This window comes from Microbulbifer sp. MCCC 1A16149, from assembly GCF_050368945.1.
Lineage (GTDB): Bacteria > Pseudomonadota > Gammaproteobacteria > Pseudomonadales > Cellvibrionaceae > Microbulbifer.
The window spans coordinates 1,718,896-1,740,104 of sequence record NZ_CP185959.1 but is presented as its reverse complement, the minus strand read 5'-3'; the positions used below and the strand labels follow the sequence as shown (position 1 = coordinate 1,740,104).

Sequence of the window (21,209 nt, the reverse complement as noted above, 5' to 3'; positions counted from 1 at the left end):
TCGCCTCTATATCTGCGCACGCCAGTTTTCCAGTCCCTGTCGCGTGTCGATGTCAATGGCGGCGCGGGGCATTGGACAATCCACGATCGACAGCTCGCCGCTGTTCAGCAGAAGGCGAGCTCCCCGGTCTCCATCAAGCTTTTGCAACAAAGACAAGTGTGGCGTCCCGAAAACCGCGGGCACCCCACGTCGGTCGCCATATACGCCACAGACAATATTCTGACCATCAAACTGTGAAAGCAGTGCCGCAATATCTTCTCGCTGGATCGCCACCTGATCTGCCAACAGTATCATTACACCATCAAATTTTGAGGCCAGCGCAGCGACCCCTACCGCAATGGAGTGGCCAAGTCCACGCCGCCACGCCTGATTGTGAATCAACTGCAGACCGCGCAACTCGCCACCCAGTACTGCTTCCTCAATCTCGTTATGCCAGGCACCGGTCACCGCATACGTCTTCGCCACCATTCCATGGAGCTGGTTGACGACCCCCTGCAACATTGGCGCGCCGTCAATCATTGCCAGATGCTTGCAGCCGCGAAACCGGGAAGACTCTCCGGCGGCCATAATCAACGCGGCAATTTTGATGTCATGCATGAGGAAGAATTCCGCTGATCGAGCGACCACTCCCCTGGTTCAGCACCGCCTGACATTCAGCGAGGATCGAAAGTGCGATGGTTTCCGGCAGATCGGCGGCGATCTCCAGCCCGGCGGGACCGGCAATTGTCGGAGATTGTCCGGTCAGGTCAATCCCAGCTTTGGTAACGATGCGATCGCGGCGACTACGGGGACCGAGAAGGGCAAGATAATGGAGTGCTGTGCCATGCAGCACTGACAATGCGCTGGCATCCAGCTCAATGTTATGGCTCATCAAGACTACAGCATTCACTTTCAGGCTACGTACAAATTCCGCCAGCGAATCCACTGGACAGTTCAGCAATTCGTCCGCAACAGGGAAATACTCACGCCGGGCATTGGCCGGGCGGGGATCCCATACGCTGATCCTCCACCCCAGCTGATGCCCCATTGCCGCCAGAGGTCTGGCGTCAATGCCGCCGCCAACGATCAACAAATGGGGCGGCGGTGTTATACCGGTACACAACCAAAGGCTCTCGCCCTCCTCTATCAACCGGGCGCGTACACGGAAGGATTCGACAGCCGACGAATCACTCTCCGTAAAATGCGTCTGGCTTTCATCGCCAACAACGTCGGCTTGGTTGCCAGGGATATATTGATAGTAGGAACCTGAGCGAAACTCCCGAAGTGCGGCATACACACGATCCAGTTCAAGATACTGGTTTGCTGCGTGCACGGGCTGCAACAGGATATGTACCGTACCGCCACAGCCAATTCCCAATTGAAAGGAAAGATCATCCTCGTCACTGCCGTCATAGGTCAGGGTGATCGATTGACCGCTGTGCATCACCCGGCGAGCCTGCTGATGTATATCGGATTCCAGGCACCCACCACTCAACATACCGAGTTGATGGCCGTCCGCACTGAATAACATCATGGCTCCCGACTTGCGATAGCAGGGACCTTCGGTTCTGTATACGGTACCCAATACCCAGTCGGTTTTATCCCGTAGCGGATGCCACGTTCTGAGCAACGCAATCAGATGACTCGACATTTATTTATCAAAAACCCCTGATCATCACACTTTGATCGGCAGCGAGTAGTAGCGCTTACCGGTAGCGGCTGCCAGCGCGTTAGCTACTGCCGGAGCAATCGGTGGTACGCCCGGTTCACCGACACCCGTGGGAGGCTCGGTCGACGGCACGATATGAACTTCCACATCCGGCATCTGATTGATGCGCAGCACCTGATAGTTATGGAAATTGGACTCGACAACTTTTCCTTCCTGGAAAGTAATTGCGCTGACCAGCGCCGGCGCCAGGCCAAAGCCAATGCCCCCTTCCATCTGCGCACGGATGACATCAGGGTTAATCGGAACGCCACAGTCTACCGCGCATACTACCCGCTCAACCTTGAACTTGCCGTCTTCCGCTACGGACACCTCCGCGACCTGAGCCACATAAGAATTGAATGATTCGTGCACCGCGATGCCACGTCCCCAGCCCTTGGGTAATGCCTTCCCCCACCCGGCTTTATCTGCCGCGAGCTTCAGCACTCCCTGCCAGCGCGGGTGCCCATCCAGCAACTTCATTCGCAGATCCACCGGGTCCTGCCCGGCCTTTGCGGCCAACTCGTCAATAAACGTTTCCGTAGAATAAGCGGTATGCGTATGCCCTACGGAACGCCACCACAAGACCGGCACTTTCTCTTCGACTGAGGTGACATCCACACGGATATTGGGGATAGCGTAAGGCAGCGTGCTCGCGCCCTCAACAGACGAGTGATCAACGCCATTCTTTATGCCCTGCCCAAATGGCGTTCCAGTCAGGATAGACTGACCGACGATATGCTGCTCCCAACCGACGATATTTCCCTCGGCATCCAAACCACCGCGTACCCGGTGTACATAGGCCGGGCGGAAGTAGCCGGCATGCATGTCATCTTCGCGGGACCACACCAGTTTGATAGGCGTGCCCATTTTTGCCTTGGCAATATGCACCGCCTCAATCAGATAGTCGGAATCCGGGTTGGCGCGACGGCCGAAACTACCGCCGGCAAACAGCATATTCAGCTTCACCTTCTCGACGGGAAGCCCCAGTAGCTTGCTGATATTCATCTGGTCGATCGACTGGAACTGTTCGCCGTTCCAGATTTCACAGCCATCTTTATTGACCAGCGCAACGCAGTTCATTGGCTCCATGGCTGCATGCGCGAGGTAGGGAAACTCATAGGTAGCTGCAATCACGGTATCCGCGCTGGTGAGTGCATCACTTGCACTACCGTCATTGCGCGCAACACTGCCCTCTTTTTTGGACTGCGCACGGTACTCTGACATGATCTGCTCGCTACTTCTGGTCATTGCCTGGGATTCATCCCACACAATATCCAATTTGTCGCGTGCAACTTTTGCACTCCAGTAGTCCTGGGCAATCACGGCAATGCCGGTAGGAATTTCAATGACCTCTACCACCCCGCTAGAAGCTTTGGCCGCTTTGGCATCAAAGCTTTTGACGGTTGCGCCAAACCGCGGCGCGTGGGCTACCAGTGCGGTCAGCATGCCATCCAGCTGCACATCCTGCGTGAAAACTGCCGTCCCATCTGTTTTTCCCAGGTCCTTTCTCGGCAACGAGGTACCGATATGGGTGAATTCGGTGGGATCTTTGAGGGTTACCTTCTCGGCATCCGGTACCGGCTGAGTCGCCGCGAGCTCGGCCAGGTCGCCAAAACTGGCTTGCCTGCCGCTAACATCGTGACGCACCACCCCCTTGCTTACGGAAATTTCCGCGGTAGGCACACTCCAGCTTTGTGCCGCAGCGGCAACCAGCATCGCTTTAGCCGTGGCGCCAGCCATGCGCATCTGCTGAAAGGAATTGGCAATGGCGGAACTGCCACCTGTACCCTGCATGGGGCCCCAGTTGAGATTGTTGTAGCGTTTTCCATCGGCAGGTGCGCCGACAGAATCAATCTGATTCCAGTCTGCGTCCAGTTCCTCTGCAACCAGGGTGGCCAAGCCAGTATAGGTACCCTGCCCCATTTCCACATGCTTGATGACAACCGCCACACGGTTGTCCGCGCCTATACGAACAAATGCGTTGGGAGCAAAGCTTTCCGCCGCGCCTTCGGCACCCGCCATCACTCTCGATGCGGTTTTAGAAACAACCCCGGGGCTATTGATAGCCAGGGTAAGGCCGGCCCCGACACCGCCGATTACCTTGAGAAAATTTCGGCGACTACTATTACTGCCCAACGAGCTCTGGCCCGCTTCCTGAAATTGCTTTTCCAGATTCTTACGTGTATCGCTATCTATCCAACGCATAATTTTCCCCTCCGGTTCGCCCTAATTTTTAGCCCAGTTTCTCAGATGCATCTTTGATAGCACCGCGAATGCGGTGATACGTATTGCACCGACAGATATTGCCGGACATCGCGGAATCAATATCCGCGTCGGAGGGGGTGGGATTTTTTTCAAGCAGTGCGATCGCGGACATTATTTGCCCGGATTGGCAGTAGCCACACTGAACCACTTGCGATTCGTTCCACGCCTGTTGGACAACCTTGGCGACAGGTGAGGCGGCGGTTGAAGACACGCCTTCAATGGTAGTGATTTTTTTGCCCGCAGCGGCTTGTATGGGCATGGAGCAGGAGCGGATGGGTTGGCCATCCATATGAACCGTACAGGCACCGCACATGGCCATGCCGCAACCAAACTTGGTTCCGGTCATTTTGAGGTGATCGCGAATTGCCCAGAGCAGGGGCGTATCCGGCGCAGCATCCAGCTCGTGATCGGCGCCATTGACATTCAGCGTGATAGGCACGGTATTGCTCTCCCTATTGGATTTATTGGAAACCACGGCACATAACAGCGGTATCGTGCAGAAATACTACGCCGCGACCAAAGGGAAAACTAGCTGGATACTTTTGAATTATTGCCTATTTCTATTAAATGACAGGTAAATGAGAAACGGTGGCACTTGCCACCGCTCTATTCGATTCACCGGTTCCGCCCACAGCAGCGGGGAGCCCGCTAGGCAGCAATACTTGCGAGTAGAATGACACCGCCGTATCCAACGACGCCGACAAATACCGGCCAGCCCAGCGAATTCGTACGCTTCCACACCAGGTAAGTAATGAGCGTACCGATCGCGGTAGCCAGCCATGCCTGTGCACTGACCTTTGATGGCACTAGCGACACACCAAACATCGCCGCGATCATCAATGGTCCCAGTACAGTGAGCCAGGACGGCATCGCATCCAGCGAATTACCAGCCTGCTTGCGGACCAGATGACGTTGCATCCACAACAGGGGCAGAGCACGCATCAAAAACGTGCCGATGGCTGTTGCCAGCAGAGCAATCCAGAGTTCGCTATCCATCTTGCGCCCCCCTGCTCCGCTGCACCTTATCCCGCACCAGCGAGCTCAGCCCGTAATACACCAGCGCACCACACACCGCAGCGATAGGAATGCCCGCATTCTTCATGCCGCTCACCGCAAACAACAACGCAACAATCGCCGTGCTACCAAGGGTAATGGCCCACAGCCTCGAGGCAAACCGTGGTGCCAGCAGCACGAGAAACAGTGCCGGCAACGCAAACGGCATAATCTCTCCGAGTAATGGCCAGCGCTGGGTCAGCTCTTTGCCGGCAACGGCGCCCAGCGCCGTGCCACCAATCCAGCTGAACCAGGCAACGATCGATGCACCGATATACCACCCCATACGCTCGCGCGCTTCAAGCTGCGGCAAACGCACAAGCGCCAAAGCAAAAATCTGATCCGTAAGGCCGTGCATCAGCCATGGCCACCACCGGTTTTTATTCAACCAGGGCGCAATGTTCGGCCCATATACGACGTGGCGCGCATTAATCAGGAGCGTCATTAGCACCACAAACCACAATGGCGCGCCGGACGCGACCATGGCCACAAACAGAAACTGCGAGGCGCCCGCGTACACCAGTGTCGAAATAAGCACGGCTTCCCAGCCGCTGAAACCGGATTGAACCGCGATAAGACCGAACGAGATCGCAACCGGGATATAACCGCCGAGCAAGGGAATGGCCTCACGTGCTCCCAACAGCAATGAGCGGTTTTCAGTTGAGGCAATCTGTGAACTCAAGAATTCAATCCTTTAATACGTCAGGACGACTATACGAGGTGCAGGGTAAAAAAAGCGATAAGCGCAAACATACTACAGACCAGGGCGAGCAGTAGAAGGTCGAACGGCCGCTCTTCCGCGGCCTGCTCCGTCGTGCTATCGATTTCCCGCTGCTTACTGCGCATACGCAGATAGGCCAGCAAAATCACCAAACCGCCGGAAAACAACATGGCAATCTCGGTCCACGGCGAGGGCACCTGACTGCCCAAGCGCCCAATCGCAAGACCAAAACCGACAACCGCCGTCGCTGTACGAATCCAGGCGAGAAACGTCCGCTCATTGGCGGCATGCTCCTGAAAATTACGAATCATACACAGCTCCAGCGCGGAAATGACAAACTCAGTTGGCGTCCGCCGGTTAGCGTACACCGTCCAGAAGGTGCCGCGCGATAATCAGTCGCTGGATTTCGCTGGTGCCTTCGTAGATCGTGGTGATACGAACATCCCGCGCCATGCGCTCCAGCGGGAACTCGCGGGTATAACCCACACCGCCGTGCATCTGCAGCGCTACGTAACAAGCCTCGTTGGCCTTTTCCGCGGCGTAGAGCTTTGCCATGGATGCCGCCGGCCCGAAGTGCTCGCCTGCTTCTTTTTGCCAGGCCGCCTGCATCAGCAGCAAGCGCGCAGCTTCCAGCTCGGTGTACTTGTCCGCGAGCTGCCACTGCAGCCCCTGGAACTGGGCCAGGGGTTTGCCGAACTGCTCGCGTTCCTGCAGATAGGCGCGAGCGCAGTCCAGCGCTTCCAGTCCGATCCCCAACGCCAGGGAACCGATGCCGATGCGGCCGCCGGCCAACTCACCGGCAGCAATACGGAAACCGCGATTCTCTTCGCCCAGCATATTGGCTGCAGGTACGCGGCAATCCTCGAAAGACACCTCGTTGGTAACGGAGGCCTTTTGTCCCATCTTCTCTTCCGCCTTGCCGACCACTAGCCCGGGGGTACCGGCTTCGACCAGGAAACACGAGATGCCCTTACCTTTTGTCGCGCTACTGTCGGTCACCGCCCATACCACGAAAATACCGGCGAACTCGGCGCTACTGATAAACAGCTTGCTGCCATTCAGAACATAGTCGTCGCCGTCTTTGACCGCGCGGGTGCGCATGGCGGCGGCATCTGATCCGGAGCCGGACTCGGTCAGACAGAATGAACCCGCCGGGTATTCGCCACTACAGATTTTGGGCAGGTAGCGGGACTTCTGCTCGTCGGTCCCTTTTGCCTGGATCACTTCTGCCACCATATTGGTGACCGAAGTGGTAGTTGCTGTGGATGCACAACCACGGGCGAGTTCGGTGATGGCCAGGCTGAACGCAACAGTACCGGCACCGGTGCCGCCGAAATCCGGATCGATATTGATTCCCATAAAGCCGAGCTCTGCCAGTTGCTTCAGCTTGTCCAGAAACAGCGTCCGGTTACCGGTCTTGTCCAGCTCTGCAGCGACCGGCTTCAGCTCACTGTCAGCGAACTGGCGCGCGGCGTCCTGGATCATTTGCTGTTCTTCACTCAGGGCAAAATTCATGGTGCTCTCACCTCTTTTCTCGCAGGTAGTTCTCGCCCACTACTCTGGTGTGCGATTCGTTATTGGTTTTATCGTGATCGTTTCAACAGCAGCCGTTTCAAAGCGCCCTGCTGTATCGCCACGCCCAGCAGGATCAGTGCGAGGCCGGCAATGGTGGCAAGCTGGATCTTTTCACCCACCAACAGCGCAATCAACAGTAGCGACAGCGGTGGCGACAGGTAAATAAAATTGCTGATCCGGGCGGTATTGTCACAGGTCATCATTGCTGCTTGCCAGAGCAGGAATGCGATCCCCATTTCGAACAATCCCACATAGATGGCCCCGAGCCAACCCGCCAGTGGCGGCCACTGCCAGCTCTCCCCCCAGCCCTGCCAAAGTAGCGTCGCGGCGAGCCACGGCAGACCGCAGCAACAGGTGAGAAACAGGTTCACCGCCGCATTGCCACCGATACGGGTATTCAACAGCCAGTAACAGGACCAGATCAGAGTACTGATCAGCGCCAGCGCCACACCCCAGGGTTGATCGAACTGCAGATCGAGCAAATTGCCGCTGGTAGCGATAACCAGCACGCCGGTGTAACACACAAGTCCGGCGAGGAGATCCTGACGGCGCAGCTTTTGCTTGAGAAGTGGTACTGACAATAGCGCTAGCAGAACGCCCCAGGTGTAATTCAATGGCTGGGCCTGTTGCGCGGGCAGCAGCTCATAGGCGTTGAACAAGGTCAGGTAATAAAGGAAAGGATTGCAAAAACCAAGCGCGATATACCAGCGGTAATTTACCTTCCAGCTGCGGCCAATTTCAGCGGTGCGCCCCTGCCAGAGTATGGCAGTGAGCATAAATACGGCGGAAACGACCGAAGCGATACTGACCAACTGTAACGGCGTCAGATACTGGAGTGACAGCTTGAAGGCGCTCGCCACGGTAGACCAGCACAGGACAGCGGCCAGCGCCAGCAGCGTAGCGCGGCGATTGGCCGCGCTGGAGGCGGGCAAGGATTCCACTCGATCCACTAGACTCGATCCAGATACAGCATTGTTGACTCAGACCCGGTACCGGACTATCGCTTGCCGGACTTGGGTTCAGGATCGGGCACGGCGACAGACGTATCGGTCTTCACTTCCTGCATGACCACGTAGGTATGGGTCTCGCGCACACCCGGTACCGATGCGAGCTTTTCGCCGAGGAATCGACGGTAGCCGAGCATATCCTTAATACGGATTTTTACCAGGTAATCGAAACCACCGGCAACCATATGACACTCCTGAACCTCTTCGAGACCGGACACATGCTTGTTGAACGCCTCAAGCGTCTCAGTGGCGGTATCCGACAGGGATACCTGGATATAGACAACGAGACCCGCATCCACTTTCAGCGGATCCAGCAGCGCGACGTATTCCTGAATAAACCCCTCGCGCTCGAGGCGCTTCACACGCTCGAGACAGGGCGTGGGGCTCAGGTTAACCCGGCGGGCCAGCTCAACGTTGGGCAGGCGGCCAGCGCGCTGCAGAATGCGCAGAATCTGGCGATCAATGCGGTCCAGATCTTCCAATTTCCGAGACATAACAAAATACCCTACTGGTGATTAACCGAATAAGCCCTATATTTAACCACACTCCGTGGAAGAATGGCGATTAATTCTGGGACATTTACCACATAATCCGGTTTTTTATCCTGCACCTTATTTTAGTCTGGGAGTCCACATGTCTAAACAGTTCGCCGGCCAATTGACCGAAGAGTTGCACAGCGCCCGCCAGAAGGCCCGCCAATACCTGCATGCCGACGAAAACCAGTGCGTCAGCGAGCTGCTGGCCGCACCGCGCCCGGGAGAGGCCCTGCGGGAGAAAATTCTCGCCACCGCCAGCCAGCTGGTGGTCAAATCCCGTGAGCAGCGCAGTAAACGCGGCACGCTCGATGCCTTCCTGCAGCAGTTCGGCCTCTCCAATAAGGAAGGCGTGGCGCTGATGTGTCTGGCCGAGTCCCTGTTGCGGGTGCCGGATGCGGACACTGCCGACAAACTGATCGCCGAGAAAGTGCACTCCGGCAACTGGTCCAGTCACCGCGGCCAGTCAGATTCCCTGTTCGTGAATGCCTCTACCTGGGGACTGATGCTGACCGGCAATATCGTGGAACTCGATCCGGATATTACGGAAAAGCCCTCCACCTGGATGAAGCGACTGGTCAGCCGCATGGGTGAGCCCATGGTCCGCACCTCCATGATGCAGGCCATGAAGATCATGGGCGGCCAGTACGTCCTTGGCCGCACTATTAAGGAAGCACTCAAGCGCGGCCCGGCGGAAAACAAGCCCGGCACCCGCTTCTCCTTCGACATGCTCGGCGAAGGCGCGCGCACCATGGCGGACGCACAGCGTTACTTCGATGCCTACATGATGGCTATCGAAGCCATCGGTGCGGACAACACCAAACGCGATGTTGTCGAGGCCAACGGTATTTCCATCAAGCTCTCTGCCCTGCACCCGCGCTACAGCGAACTGCAGCGCGACCGCGTGATGAATGAACTACTGCCCAGCGTGAAAGAACTTTGCGTGGCCGCGGCAAAATACGATATGGGCCTCAATATTGATGCCGAAGAAGCCGACCGTCTGGATATCTCCCTGGACGTATTTGAAGCGCTGGCCCGCGACCCGGAACTGAAAGACTGGCAGGGTCTCGGCTTTGTTCTGCAGGCCTACCAGAAACGTTCCCCGCACGTGGCCGACTGGCTGATTGCCTTGGGCCGCGATACCGGCCGCAAGCTGATGGTGCGTCTGGTAAAAGGTGCCTACTGGGATACCGAAATCAAACACGCCCAGCAGATGGGCCTGACCGACTACCCGGTGTACACCCGCAAGTGCCACACTGACCTGTCTTACCAGGTGTGCGCAAAGAAACTGCTGGATGGCCGCGATGCCATCTACCCGCAGTTTGCCACCCACAACGCCTACACCGTGGGCCTGATCCTGGAACTGGCGGGCGACGCCAACGACTATGAATTCCAGCGCCTGCACGGCATGGGCCACCTGCTCTACGATCAGATCGAAGCAGTACACGGCAAGCGCGTCCCGGTCCGGGTCTACGCACCGGTGGGCGCTCACAAAGACCTGCTGCCCTACCTGGTCCGCCGTCTGCTGGAAAATGGCGCCAACAGCTCCTTCGTCAACCGCTTCATGGACGAGAAGACCCCGGTCAATGAACTGGTGCGCGATACCCTGAAGCTGAGCGAAGCATGCAACCCGTACCGCCACCCGGAAATCCCGGTACCCGCGGACATCTATATCGGCCACGAAGCCCTGCCGCGTAAAAACTCCCACGGCATCGAGCTGACCGACCCCATCTCCGCGGAGCCACTGATGCAGGCAGTATCTGCAACTAGTGGCGCCTCCTGGAAAGGCGGCCCGATCATTGACGGCGAATCCATTTCCGGCGACCAGCCCGTGCTCAACCCGGCCACTGGCGAAACCGTGGGCCATACCGCCGATGCTGATCCGGCCCTGATCGAAAAAGCCTTCTCCTCGGCGCAGCAGCACCAACGCGCCTGGAACCGCCTGGGTGGTGACGCGCGCGCGAAGATTCTCGACAAGGTCGCCGATCTGTACGAGCAGCATCTCAACGAACTGGTTGCAATCATCTGCCGCGAAGCCGGCCGTACCCTTAACGACGGCATCTCGGAAGTGCGCGAGGCGGTGGACTTCTGCCGTTACTACGCCAACGGCGCGCGCAAGCACTTTAGTGAGCCCACCGTACTGCCCGGGCCAACCGGCGAGACCAATGAGCTCAGCCTCTGCGGCCGCGGTGTGTTCGTGTGTATCAGCCCGTGGAACTTCCCGCTGGCGATTTTCACCGGCCAGGTTGTGGCGGCCCTCGCTGCCGGTAACGGCGTACTCGCCAAGCCCGCAGAACAGACCCCTTGTATTGCCCACCGCGCGGTACAGCTGATGCACGAAGCCGGGGTACCCCGGGAGATTCTGCATCTGGTAACCGGCACCGGTGCCGCCATTGGTAAACCGCTGCTGGACGACCCGCGGGTTGCCGGCGTGGCCTTCACCGGCTCCACCGAAACCGCCAAGCACATCAATATGCAGCTGGCAGCCAAAGACGGCCCCATCGTTCCGCTGATCGCCGAAACCGGCGGCCAGAACGTGATGATCGTCGACTCCACCGCCCTGCCCGAGCAGGTCGTGGACGATGTCATCCAGTCCGCGTTCTTGAGCGCCGGCCAGCGCTGTTCCGCACTGCGCATCCTTTGCGTGCAGGACGTGATCGCAGACAACCTGCTGAACATGCTGAAAGGTGCCTGTGACGAACTGACCCTGGGCGATCCGTCCAAGCTGGAAACCGACATCGGTCCGGTGATCGACGAAAAAGCGCTGGGTCTACTGCAGAAGCACAGTGAACGCATGCAGCAGGAAGCCAAACCGCTGTTTGCCTTTGACGAAGCCAAGCGTCCGAAGAACGGCACTTTCTTCGGCCCGCAAGTAGTCGAGATCGAGGACTTCAACCTGTTGAAGCGCGAAGTGTTCGGCCCATTCCTGCACGTGGTGCGCTTCAAGGCGGAAGAGCTGGAAGATGTGGTGCACCGCATCAATGCCACCGGATACGGCCTGACCTTTGGCCTGCACTCCCGTATCGAGGGCCGCGCCGGCGCCATATTCAAGCGCATTGATGTGGGCAACTGTTATGTAAACCGCGATATGGTCGGTGCTGTAGTCGGGGTCAACCCGTTCGGCGGCATGGGTCTGTCCGGCACCGGCCCCAAGGCCGGAGGTCCGCACTACCTGTTCCGTTTTGCCAACGAGAAAACCAAGACGGTCAATATCGTGGCGACCGGAGGCAACACCCAGCTGTTCACCCTGGGAGAGTAATCACCCTTGGCGAACCTGCAAAAAAGCCCGGGATTCCCGGGCTTTTTTGTATCTGAGCGATTAAGTATCTGCTGCCGGGTATCGGCCCGACGTCTGTTATCGTTTTGCCTGTGCCGCGGACAAAGGTTTTTGCAGGGAAAACTGATCGACTGTATTACCCTGATCATCAATCGCCCGGTACTTGAGCGAGCCCGACAGCGGATCGATGTCGATCACTTGGTAAGTGCGGGTATTGACCGCGCCAAAGGCGGCAAACTCGGGTAACGCCTGCTCGTACATTTTTGTACCGGATACCGCAACCAGGTAAACGGTCCCCTGTTCCCCTTTGGCTACCGGTTCATTGCCGCGCATGGGCACCGTGCGCATGTAGGCGTGGTCGTGCCCCTGGAAAGCGATATCCACGTTGTGCTTATCAAAAATCGGTCCCCAGGCATCCCGTATCATCTTGTTGTCGCGACCTTCGCGGGAGGCGTAGAACGGGTGATGGTAGATCACCACTTTCCAGCGCGCACTGCTCTCGCCCAGCACGCGATCCAGCCAGTCCACCTGCAACTCGGGTTCAACCAGGTGGTAATTGGAGTCCATCACCACCACCAGCAGGTCCTGGTAGGTAACGTGATAGGTACGACCGGGATCCAGCTCGCTGCTGCCATTTTCCGGCAACGCAAACTGCTTCAGGTACAGGGTGGGATGACCGCCGTGGCTGTCGTGATTGCCCAGCGCCGGAACCACCATGGAACGGTCAAATACCGAGCTGCCCTCGTGGAAGAACTGGTCCCAGTTGTCCTGCTCCTGGCCGTGATCGATCAGATCTCCGGCGATCATGTAAAAGCGCGCATCGGGAAATTCAAAGTCGGCCTGGCGAATCAGTTGGCCCCAGCGGTCCAGGCCATTTTGCGGGTCCCCCAGATAGACGAAGGAAAACGGCTCGGAGGGCGAACTCGCGGTGGTGCGAAACTCGCGCGGAGCCGACCAGCTTTTACCGTTATCCGCGCTGACCGCATACAGGTAGTCCGTTGCCGGCGACAAGTTCTCAAGAGCCACCCGGTGCAGGCGCACTACGGGATCATTGACCACCTGAAGGCTGTGTAACTCGGTATAGGTAGCCTTCTTCCGCTGCACTGCCTTGCGGCCCACACTGACAAACTTGTCCCTGGGAGCAAACCACAGAAGTGCACTGTCGACGCTGTCGTCTGTGCGCCATTGCACGGTGGCAGAGGTCGCCGGATTCCCCTGCCAGGTCAGCTGCAAGTGATCGGGTTGCGCCGAGGACGGATAGCGGGTTTCCCGAAAATACCCAACAAAACGGGACACCAGCTCCCAGCTCTCGAAGCTGCGCAACACCGGTAGACCGACAAGCGCCTGCGGCAGAGTATTGAAGTAATCGTTGTCGTCCACAAACGGCAGGCCGCCTACTTTCGCAACCGCCACATCCACGCCGGATACCAGCGGTGTTATCTCGACGGCCCGCTTGCCCTCTGCGGGCGCGGCAAATACCAGATAGGGCTTGAGCTCTCCGGAAAGGCTGGGCACGCCCAGGTTGATCTCCCCTGCCCCCACGCGCTTAGACCATACGTGGTAAGGGTCGTCCTCATCCACAATAAAATCCAGGGCGCTGGACCGGGTAAACCCCTGGTCGGCAAGCCAGAACGGTGTCTCACCGTAAGAGGAATCAAACGCGACATGAATGACCGCAGGCCGGTCTACACGGAAGCGGGAAAACGCGGTAGCGAGATATTCGCGTTCGTCTGGTGACAGAAACTCGGCAGCCGACTCCGGTGTCAGGGCGATACGCTCCGATGGTGACAACTCCCGTGACATGCGCTGAATAATCTCAGTCACACGCTTCTCCAGCGCCCCATGTACACCTTCTGAAGTGTCCGCGGTGGCAAAAGGAATGGTACATACCAGCAGAGCGGCCAGTATCAGATTGGAAAATAGTCGCATAGAACCCCCCATATTTTGCGGGAGATTTTAACGACATAAATTTGTAGATGGCGTCAGGGAAATGAATTTTTGGTGACAGTTTGATGACGACCGCCGATCCTGCCTGCCGGGCCAAAACCTGGGAGCACAAAAGGGAGCACAAAAGGGAGCACAAAAGGGAACGCAAAAGGGAAACGCAAAAAAGCCGGGCCAAAGCCCGGCGCAACATCCTGTGGTTTGCCGAATAATTCTGCTAATTCAACACCCGGTAACCCCGACCTCGCAGACAGTTACGGGCGATATAATTTTCTTCAGCGTGCGCACTGCCGACGCCACTCACGCCGCCGATCAATGCCCCGGCGCCGGCGGCTGCTGCAGCCGCACTACTGGTATCGCCAATGATCGCTCCCAATGCACCACCCAGCAGCGCACCGCCCGCAGCGCGGGTCACCCCGCGGCGCCCGGCATCGTTGCGCGCCGCCATGGCCATGGTTTTGCAGTCCGCAAGATCCAGCTGGTATTGCCGCATGTTTACGCCGTAGGTATCAATCACGATATTGCCTGCACCGTATACCTGTTCCTGCTGGTAGGCACATCCAAATAGGGTTACTGCGCTTAGGCCCACAGCGGCCACGATCTTCGATCTCATTGGCGCTCCTCACCACATTTGTCGCCTGCGTCTACTTAGGTTTAGACGATGGTGGAGAAGCGCGCCAACGCATGTAGAAATAACGGGGGATTGGCTAGGAACAGATAGTTAGGATAAACGCGGTAGAGGGTCAGACCCGGACTCAACGATAGAAGTAGTCCAGCTGCAGGCGCTGTGGCTCGCCGGCCTTGTCCAACAGGTTGGTAACGCCGACAAAGCGCGCCAGCCTGGCGGAACCCGGCTTGCCGTCTGCCCCGGCAATATATTCAAGGTCGATTTCCCCTCCGGCAATCCAGCGCAAGAATGCTTGTGCAAGCTCCACACGCAGGCAGAGATACGATTCTGCTCGCGCACAGGGGATCGCCCTGGCTCGCAGCTTGATCGAGCGGCCGTGCACCGGTGAGGCGAACTGGAACTGCACGGTCTCCCCCGCCTTTAATTGCTGCCAATGCTGGCGGACGTAGGGGTCAAAACCGGCATCGATCACATCCAGCTGTTCAATAGGCAGGGTGGTTTCGGTAAAGCGGGAATTTCGGTCACCCCGGTAGCGCATGCGCCACCCGGTTTCGGATCGAGTAACCTCCCGGACCTCTCCCAGGCGGAAATCTTCCTGAGAAATTTGTGGACGGGTGGACAGCAGAACTCCCGAGTCATCAATAACACCGGTAATCCGCTTCTCGGCGATTTTTTTGCCTTCGCGGCCCTCCGGTGCGTAATACACCACGCGGATATTGCTCGCATCCGCACGGGTCTGGGATGCCCCTTGAGGTTCAAGAAAGTACTCGCAATAGCGCACTTGTGGCGCGCCGCCTGCAGACTCTGCCGTCTGCGCCCTTCCTATCACGGCTGCCTGCGCCGTCACTGATTCAGGCGCGCTGCAACCGGACACCACTAGAGAAGCCACCGCCAACCAGGTACCCATGACCACCTCCGGGAAAATTACTCAACGGGTAAATTCTTGAAAACACCAACGGCTCGAGGATTTATTGGCGAAATACAGGTGTCTTCGCGCACCGCATCACTACCGGCAGATAGACAGCCCAGAGCCCGGCAAGTATCACCAGCGATAGCCAAAGCGGTTCAGCGAGACTAACGGAGCCATTGATTTTCGCACCTACCAGGTAGCTTGCAGGTCCGCCAAACGCGCCAAACAAGGCTGCCATCCACAACTTACGCTGCAAGAAATGAAACGCAAACCTCAGTGCCAGGGCAAAATTCACCCAAAGCAGCAATAGCCAGGCAGGCAAAAGTACGAACTCGGTAGATGACGCGAAGAGCCCAAAGCGGAAGAGCAGCGAGTCCATCACACAGCCGGAGAGCGTGACAGCCGCCACCCATGCGAGGGTACGCGCAGCCCCCCTGACACCGTGCGAGCCAGGGCCTGAGAGGTCAAACAACCACGCGTGAAACAACAGGTTACACAGAGTGACAACAGCCACCAGTGCAGTCCCTGGCGAGACCACACACAGAAACCACACCACTTCAAACAGCAAGCCGCTGAGCAGTAGCTTGCCGAAATTGCGCGATCGGGATTGCACGCTGGCTACAGAATCCATCAGCTTAATTCAGCGATGGCAAGGTATTGCATCGGGGCTTGGCAAAGGTGAACTGCGCAGTGCTGATCACCCGCTCGAGGAAACCACCTTCGCAATAGCAGAAATAGAAATCCCACATATTGATAAAGCGCTCGTCAAAGCCCTGCTGACGCACTTCATCAATCCGTTCAAAGAAGGCTTTTCTCCACGATCGCAGCGTCATCGCATAGTCGAAGGTAATATCGTCCAACCCGACGATCTGCATGTCCGTGTGAGCCGCAATATTGTCCGCAACGACCTTGTTGGAAGGCAGGCAGCCTCCCGGGAAAATATACCGCTGGATAAAGTCGACACTGTTTTTGTACTGCTCGAAGCGCTGATCCTGAATGGTGATGGCCTGCATTACCATCAAACCGTGGGGCTTTAGCAGTGCACTGCAGCGCGAGAAGAAGTCGCGATAGTACTGGTAACCCACTGCCTCGACCATCTCGATGGAAACCAGCTTGTCGAACTGCCCTTCCAGTTCCCGATAATCCTTGAGCAGCAAGGTTACCCGATCCTCAAGCCCCTCGCGCGCAACCCAGGCTTTTGCGTATTCGTACTGTTCTTTTGAGATGGTAGTGGTGGTTACCCGGCAGCCATACTTCTTGGCCGCATACACCGCCATCCCACCCCAGCCGGTGCCGATTTCCAGCAGGTGATCCGTTTCCTTGAGCTGCAACTTGCGGCAGATTCGCGCCAGCTTGAACTCCGAAGCCTCGGCGAGGCTCGCATCCTTGGACGGGAACACCGCCGATGAATACAGCATCGTCGGGTCAAGAAACAGGCCAAAAAAGTCGTTCCCCAAATCATAGTGGGCAGAGATATTGCGACGGGAGCCGCGCAGCGAATTGCCGTTCAGTGCATGTAAAGCCTTGAGGGCAATTTTATTCAGGAAGTTCCATTTGGAATCGAGGCTTTCCAGCAACGCCATATTGGCGGTCATCAAGCGGATCACCTGCACCAGATCTGGTGAGCGCCAGGCGCCATCCATATAGGCCTCACCGGACCCGATTGATCCATTGAGCACCACCTGCGCATACAGGGTCGGATCTGTCACAACGATATGTGCTTCGATATCGGAAGTGCCGGCGGGTTCGCCAAACACCAATGCACCACCGGTTTCGGAATGACTCCCCTGGTTTGCAGAGGACAGTGCATACTGCTCGTGCACGAACAGTGTCCCCACGCTCACACTCTTCAACTTTTCCACTAGCAGCCATCTGCACAGCCGCTCGAAGCGGGATATCGGCGCTGTACGACGAGCACTGGACAGGTTGTCCTGCTCGTTCGCAGCATCAAGCACAGCACCTGCCTTCATCCCCGCTTGCCCCGCGACGTTTTCTGAAAGTTTCCTGTTCGCTTCGGCGAGGAAATCTGCCCCAGTGGCAGGGGCGGACTTGTATCCAGACTTCATATCGATTGCTCTCCGGCTCTAAATTGATATTCGATTACGTCGCAGCTAGCGGGCACAATTGCCGCCCAACAATAGCAACTACAAAGGGCGCTTCTTCCCCGGATGGGTAAACAGGGGAATACGCTTCACCAGAAGCTTCAGTGCCTGCCAGTATATTGAGATGATGATTTTTACGGTGTGCAGAGGAAACTGGATCAGTTTCTTGCGCAGCGCCGCCCCACTGATTTCCTCGCGCTTCAGGGTCATACAAGCGTCAAACACCCGCTCCTGCCCCTGCACGGACTGGATGCGGATGGAAAGCCTGTCGCCAGGTAGCGTGCTTCGCCACAGGTAGCGCTGGTCCAGTGGCATAAACGGGGATACATGCAACTCCTTGCGGAATTCAGTCTTGTGCACCCGATCCTGGGACCGTACGTCCAAAACGTAGCCATGCCGCTCGTTCCAGGGCGTGTTGTGCACATCCACCAGCAAGTATTCCACTGCCTGACCGGCACGATCAAAGCAGTAATACACGCTGATGGGATTCATGTTGTAGCCGAAATAACGCCAGTTCGCGAGTAGCGCAATGGGACCTTCGGGGCGCACACCACTCTCTTCATGCACCCGCGCCCGCACGGCCTGCTCCAGCGGGACAGAAGGGTCCCCGTAGAAGTCTTCCCGACAGAATCGCGCCGGTGCACCGGGTTTGTCAGACCATAATCTCGTCTGTGCAAACAGCACTGGCAATTCGTCGAGAAACGCATACACCATAAAGCCCCGATAGCGGAAGCTGTGCTCCCGAGGCTGTATGCGTCTGTGCTGGATCCAGCCAGTGTAAAGTCCACTGCGCACTAGAAATCGACCCCCAATCCTCTGGCCACACGAATCGCACTTACCACCCCGTCCTCATGGAAGCCATTGGCCCAGTAGGCGCCGCAGAACCAGGTACGCTTGACACCATTAATTTCCGACCAGCAGGACTGTGCATGGGTGCCATCCACCGAAAACTGGGGATGGGAATACTCGTAGCGGCCAATGACTTTTTCCGGGTCAATGGCATGGTCCGCATTCAGGGTGACGCAGTAGGTTTTGTCTGTATCCAGCCGCTGCAGGATATTCATGTTGTAGGTGAGCGCCGGCAGGCTGTCGTGGGCACCCTGCAGCCGGTAATTCCAGCTTGCCCAGGCGCTGCGACGACGGGGCAACAGGCCGATATCCGTGTGCAACACGACGGAATTTTTCTCATAGGGAATCTGCCCGAGGATGCCTTGCTCTTGTGCATCAGCATCGCCAAGCATTGCCAGCGCCTGGTCGGAATGACAGGCAAATATCACCTGATCAAACACCTCCTGTCGGGATTCGCCCAGGTCGTTCCGATATTCCAGGGTCACCCCCTCCTCCTGCCGGACCACCTTCTGCACCGGCGAGGACAGTCGGATACGGTCGGAAAATCCACGCACCATTGGCTCGATATAGCTTCGAGATCCCCCCTGAATCACGCGCCACTGGGGCCTGTTGAATATATTCAGCAAACCGTGGTTGTAGAAGAAGCGGATAAAGAAATCCACGGAGAAATCCAGCATCCGGGACATACTGGCAGACCAGATGGCCGACCCCATAGGCACCAAGTAGCGCGAAGAAAATTCAGCCGAATAACCGTTGCTATCCAGATAGTGACCCAGGGTCATCGACGGGCTCAATTCACCATCGCGCCAGTCACTCACCGCGTCGCGGTTGAAGCGTACAATATCCTTGAGCATCCGCCAGTGCCCGCCATCCAGCAGATTGCGGCGCTGGGCAAACAGGGAATTGAGGCTATTACCCGCATACTCAAACTCGCGTCCACCCTGCTCTTTGCCCGCCTCATGTAATTGCGGTGTCGACACACTGAAGCCCATGTCTGTTGGCTGGGATTCCACACCGAGCTTGTTCATCAGCTTGATGAAATTCGGGTAGGTCCAGTCGTTAAAGACAATAAAACCGGTATCTATTGCGAGCGTCCTGTCACCTTCGCTCACATCAATAGTGGCGGTGTGTCCGCCGAGGCGGTCATCTGCCTCGAACAGGGTGATGTCATATTTTTCGTGTAACAAATGTGCCGCGGTCAATCCTGAAATACCACTGCCAACGATGGCGATTTTCATCAACCTCTCCTCAATTTTTTAATTCTGGTCATACGAGGCGCACACACAGCAAACCACACAGGCCGCAGAAAACCCAGTAATCGCAAGGGCCAACTCATTCGACGGGGAAAATCGATCACACTCTTACCACGCCTTATTCCGGAAAGAATCCGACGGGCCGCCTCGTCTGGTGCCATCAGGAATGGCATCTCGAAGTCATTTTCTCGGGTCAAGGGTGTATCGATAAAGCCGGGGCGAACCAAAACGGACCGCAGGGCAACATTTGATGTATCCGCGCGCAGCGCATCCATAAAATATTGAAGTGCCGCCTTTGACGCACCATAGGCCTCAGCACGCGGAAACCCCACCACCGATGACAGGCTGCCCAGCGCCACAAATACGGGCGCTCGTACATTGTTAAGTAGCGGCAAAGCCACACGCAGAGTATTCACCACGCCAAAGAAATTACTGTCGAACACCCTGCGGTAGCTCGCAATATCCAGGGATAGATCGTCGTCATACTCGCAGGTGCCGGCACAGGCAATCACCAGATCAAGCTGGTCGGTAATGTCCCTCAGCAATGCCCCCGCTTCCGCCATGGAAGCATCATCGCCCACATCACAGGGCAAAACCTTGACCAATTTGGGAGCCGGCTTCTGTAGCTCCAGCAGTGCGTCGCGATTTCGACCGCTGATGATTACAAAATGCCCCTCACCGGCAAGCATGCGCACCAGCGCAGCGCCAATACCCGAACTTGCACCGGTAATCCAGATCGTCTGCTTGTCAGCAGGGTGAACGCTTTTAGACATCAGTCGTGCACCTCCCGCAGCCATCTCTTAGCGGTTCACTATGTAGATGGCCGGTCATTGGCTTTGTGCTCCATTACCGCCCGCGATGCCCCGCTTCACGTAGCGCAGCACCGATCCCAGCAGTGGCACCTGCTCGTACACCATGGCGCCGAGATCATAGATATCTTCGTGTGCCAGCACGCGATCTTGCTCCAGGTCCAGGCGCAACAAGGATGCGCCTCTCAGGCTCAGCAGCTTGCCGCCACTCAGGCGGGGATGGCGATAATGCATGGTCCACCAGAGATTCAGGGTATTGCCTTCAATCAGGGTTTGATCGAATTCGAATCTGCACTCCTGCAGGTTCTTGGCGACACCGGCAAAATACCCCTGCATATCACCAAGCCCCTGGATTCGATGAACCGGATCAGAGAACTCCACATTTTCCGCGTAAACTTCGGCGATTGAGCCGGGATCTGCCGCCAAAAAATCGGAGTACAGCCTTTTAATGCGATTTACCAGCGATGCCATATTGCCCCTCCCGGGCGTCACGTAAGGACGAGTACCTTTGATTACGCCGCCAAACGCGAATCAGATTACCACCCGGTCACAATATCCCTGCGCCCGTTATCGGCTCCGGGGGCTGAGTAAGTTAA

At 57.1% G+C, this 21,209-nt stretch carries 20 protein-coding genes; 1 reads left to right on the top strand and 19 read right to left on the bottom strand.

The genetic code is table 11. The annotated features are described in order from the left end of the window. Positions 1–6: 6 nt before the first annotated feature. The 10 genes from ACONT6_RS07420 to ACONT6_RS07375 form a co-directional block, all read right to left on the bottom strand. The gene (locus ACONT6_RS07420) at positions 7–597 is read right to left on the bottom strand and encodes a nucleotidyltransferase family protein (protein WP_428821094.1); all 591 of its coding nucleotides are present in this window, start codon (positions 595–597) and stop codon (positions 7–9) included. Next, on the bottom strand, positions 590–1,630 hold the full coding sequence (locus ACONT6_RS07415) for an XdhC family protein (protein ID WP_428821093.1): 1,041 nt from the start codon (positions 1,628–1,630) through the stop codon (positions 590–592). Before ACONT6_RS07415 ends, ACONT6_RS07420 begins: the two co-directional genes overlap by 8 nt. Before the next feature lie 24 nt (positions 1,631–1,654). Next, entirely contained in the window at positions 1,655–3,892 is a 2,238-nt protein-coding gene (locus ACONT6_RS07410; RefSeq protein WP_428821092.1) for a molybdopterin cofactor-binding domain-containing protein, read from the bottom strand. 28 nt (positions 3,893–3,920) lie between these two features. Further along, positions 3,921–4,385 carry a (2Fe-2S)-binding protein gene (locus ACONT6_RS07405; protein ID WP_428821489.1) on the bottom strand — a complete coding sequence of 155 codons (465 nt, stop codon included), beginning with the start codon at positions 4,383–4,385 and terminating at the stop codon, positions 3,921–3,923. Positions 4,386–4,600: 215 nt separating this feature from the next. Then, on the bottom strand, positions 4,601–4,948 hold the full coding sequence (locus tag ACONT6_RS07400) for an AzlD domain-containing protein (RefSeq protein ID WP_428821091.1): 348 nt from the start codon (positions 4,946–4,948) through the stop codon (positions 4,601–4,603). Further along, positions 4,941–5,687, bottom strand: a complete 747-nt coding sequence (locus tag ACONT6_RS07395) for an AzlC family ABC transporter permease (protein ID WP_428821090.1) — start codon at positions 5,685–5,687, stop codon at positions 4,941–4,943. The genes ACONT6_RS07400 and ACONT6_RS07395 overlap by 8 nt, the downstream gene beginning before the upstream one ends. A 29-nt stretch (positions 5,688–5,716) precedes the next feature. Next, positions 5,717–6,037 carry a YidH family protein gene (locus ACONT6_RS07390; protein WP_428821089.1) on the bottom strand — a complete coding sequence of 107 codons (321 nt, stop codon included), beginning with the start codon at positions 6,035–6,037 and terminating at the stop codon, positions 5,717–5,719. Between the two features lie 46 nt (positions 6,038–6,083). Further along, positions 6,084–7,241 (bottom strand): acyl-CoA dehydrogenase family protein, encoded by a 1,158-nt coding sequence (locus ACONT6_RS07385; RefSeq protein ID WP_428821088.1) that lies wholly within the window; start codon positions 7,239–7,241, stop codon positions 6,084–6,086. Positions 7,242–7,309: 68 nt separating this feature from the next. Beyond that, positions 7,310–8,242 carry a DMT family transporter gene (locus tag ACONT6_RS07380; RefSeq protein ID WP_428821087.1) on the bottom strand — a complete coding sequence of 311 codons (933 nt, stop codon included), beginning with the start codon at positions 8,240–8,242 and terminating at the stop codon, positions 7,310–7,312. Between the two features lie 56 nt (positions 8,243–8,298). Continuing rightward, on the bottom strand, positions 8,299–8,802 hold the full coding sequence (locus ACONT6_RS07375; protein WP_078085813.1) for an Lrp/AsnC ligand binding domain-containing protein: 504 nt from the start codon (positions 8,800–8,802) through the stop codon (positions 8,299–8,301). A 139-nt stretch (positions 8,803–8,941) separates the two neighbouring features. Between ACONT6_RS07375 and putA the strand changes: the two genes are divergently transcribed. Next, a complete protein-coding gene (putA, locus tag ACONT6_RS07370; RefSeq protein ID WP_428821086.1) occupies positions 8,942–12,100 on the top strand; it encodes a bifunctional proline dehydrogenase/L-glutamate gamma-semialdehyde dehydrogenase PutA in 3,159 nt (1,052 codons plus the stop codon). 96 nt (positions 12,101–12,196) lie between these two features. Here putA and ACONT6_RS07365 read toward each other — a convergent pair whose 3' ends face one another. The 9 genes from ACONT6_RS07365 to ACONT6_RS07325 all read right to left on the bottom strand — a co-directional run bounded on the left by ACONT6_RS07365 (position 12,197) and on the right by ACONT6_RS07325 (position 21,084). Continuing rightward, positions 12,197–14,047, bottom strand: a complete 1,851-nt coding sequence (locus tag ACONT6_RS07365; protein ID WP_428821085.1) for a fibronectin type III domain-containing protein — start codon at positions 14,045–14,047, stop codon at positions 12,197–12,199. Between the two features lie 232 nt (positions 14,048–14,279). Then, complete coding sequence (locus ACONT6_RS07360) at positions 14,280–14,675, bottom strand: glycine zipper family protein (RefSeq protein ID WP_428821084.1); 396 nt, start codon at positions 14,673–14,675, stop codon at positions 14,280–14,282. 142 nt (positions 14,676–14,817) lie between these two features. Next, positions 14,818–15,597 (bottom strand): hypothetical protein, encoded by a 780-nt coding sequence (locus ACONT6_RS07355; protein WP_428821083.1) that lies wholly within the window; start codon positions 15,595–15,597, stop codon positions 14,818–14,820. Between the two features lie 61 nt (positions 15,598–15,658). Further along, positions 15,659–16,231, bottom strand: coding sequence for a DUF2878 domain-containing protein (locus tag ACONT6_RS07350; protein WP_428821082.1), 573 nt, complete (start codon positions 16,229–16,231; stop codon positions 15,659–15,661). A gap of 4 nt (positions 16,232–16,235) precedes the next feature. Continuing rightward, positions 16,236–17,570, bottom strand: a complete 1,335-nt coding sequence (locus ACONT6_RS07345) for a class I SAM-dependent methyltransferase (RefSeq protein ID WP_428821081.1) — start codon at positions 17,568–17,570, stop codon at positions 16,236–16,238. A gap of 174 nt (positions 17,571–17,744) precedes the next feature. After that, positions 17,745–18,497 carry a DUF1365 domain-containing protein gene (locus ACONT6_RS07340; protein ID WP_428821080.1) on the bottom strand — a complete coding sequence of 251 codons (753 nt, stop codon included), beginning with the start codon at positions 18,495–18,497 and terminating at the stop codon, positions 17,745–17,747. Continuing rightward, positions 18,497–19,789 carry an NAD(P)/FAD-dependent oxidoreductase gene (locus ACONT6_RS07335; protein ID WP_428821079.1) on the bottom strand — a complete coding sequence of 431 codons (1,293 nt, stop codon included), beginning with the start codon at positions 19,787–19,789 and terminating at the stop codon, positions 18,497–18,499. The genes ACONT6_RS07340 and ACONT6_RS07335 overlap by 1 nt, the downstream gene beginning before the upstream one ends. Beyond that, positions 19,789–20,577 (bottom strand): SDR family NAD(P)-dependent oxidoreductase, encoded by a 789-nt coding sequence (locus tag ACONT6_RS07330; protein ID WP_428821078.1) that lies wholly within the window; start codon positions 20,575–20,577, stop codon positions 19,789–19,791. Before ACONT6_RS07330 ends, ACONT6_RS07335 begins: the two co-directional genes overlap by 1 nt. Before the next feature lie 54 nt (positions 20,578–20,631). Further along, complete coding sequence (locus tag ACONT6_RS07325) at positions 20,632–21,084, bottom strand: nuclear transport factor 2 family protein (RefSeq protein ID WP_428821077.1); 453 nt, start codon at positions 21,082–21,084, stop codon at positions 20,632–20,634. Between the last annotated feature and the right edge of the window lie 125 nt (positions 21,085–21,209).

What these genes read in the sequence shown, in the direction of transcription:
- ACONT6_RS07420 (WP_428821094.1), bottom strand. Translation starts at nt 597, where the DNA reads ATGCATGACATCAAAATTGCCGCGTTGATTATGGCCGCCGGAGAGTCT.
- ACONT6_RS07415 (WP_428821093.1), bottom strand. Translation starts at nt 1,630, where the DNA reads ATGTCGAGTCATCTGATTGCGTTGCTCAGAACGTGGCATCCGCTACGG.
- ACONT6_RS07410 (WP_428821092.1), bottom strand. Translation starts at nt 3,892, where the DNA reads ATGCGTTGGATAGATAGCGATACACGTAAGAATCTGGAAAAGCAATTT.
- ACONT6_RS07400 (WP_428821091.1), bottom strand. Translation starts at nt 4,948, where the DNA reads ATGGATAGCGAACTCTGGATTGCTCTGCTGGCAACAGCCATCGGCACG.
- ACONT6_RS07390 (WP_428821089.1), bottom strand. Translation starts at nt 6,037, where the DNA reads ATGATTCGTAATTTTCAGGAGCATGCCGCCAATGAGCGGACGTTTCTC.
- ACONT6_RS07385 (WP_428821088.1), bottom strand. Translation starts at nt 7,241, where the DNA reads ATGAATTTTGCCCTGAGTGAAGAACAGCAAATGATCCAGGACGCCGCG.
- ACONT6_RS07375 (WP_078085813.1), bottom strand. Translation starts at nt 8,802, where the DNA reads ATGTCTCGGAAATTGGAAGATCTGGACCGCATTGATCGCCAGATTCTG.
- putA (WP_428821086.1), top strand. Translation starts at nt 8,942, where the DNA reads ATGTCTAAACAGTTCGCCGGCCAATTGACCGAAGAGTTGCACAGCGCC.
- ACONT6_RS07365 (WP_428821085.1), bottom strand. Translation starts at nt 14,047, where the DNA reads ATGCGACTATTTTCCAATCTGATACTGGCCGCTCTGCTGGTATGTACC.
- ACONT6_RS07360 (WP_428821084.1), bottom strand. Translation starts at nt 14,675, where the DNA reads ATGAGATCGAAGATCGTGGCCGCTGTGGGCCTAAGCGCAGTAACCCTA.
- ACONT6_RS07355 (WP_428821083.1), bottom strand. Translation starts at nt 15,597, where the DNA reads ATGGGTACCTGGTTGGCGGTGGCTTCTCTAGTGGTGTCCGGTTGCAGC.
- ACONT6_RS07350 (WP_428821082.1), bottom strand. Translation starts at nt 16,231, where the DNA reads ATGGATTCTGTAGCCAGCGTGCAATCCCGATCGCGCAATTTCGGCAAG.
- ACONT6_RS07345 (WP_428821081.1), bottom strand. Translation starts at nt 17,570, where the DNA reads ATGAAGGCAGGTGCTGTGCTTGATGCTGCGAACGAGCAGGACAACCTG.
- ACONT6_RS07335 (WP_428821079.1), bottom strand. Translation starts at nt 19,789, where the DNA reads ATGAAAATCGCCATCGTTGGCAGTGGTATTTCAGGATTGACCGCGGCA.
- ACONT6_RS07330 (WP_428821078.1), bottom strand. Translation starts at nt 20,577, where the DNA reads ATGTCTAAAAGCGTTCACCCTGCTGACAAGCAGACGATCTGGATTACC.
- ACONT6_RS07325 (WP_428821077.1), bottom strand. Translation starts at nt 21,084, where the DNA reads ATGGCATCGCTGGTAAATCGCATTAAAAGGCTGTACTCCGATTTTTTG.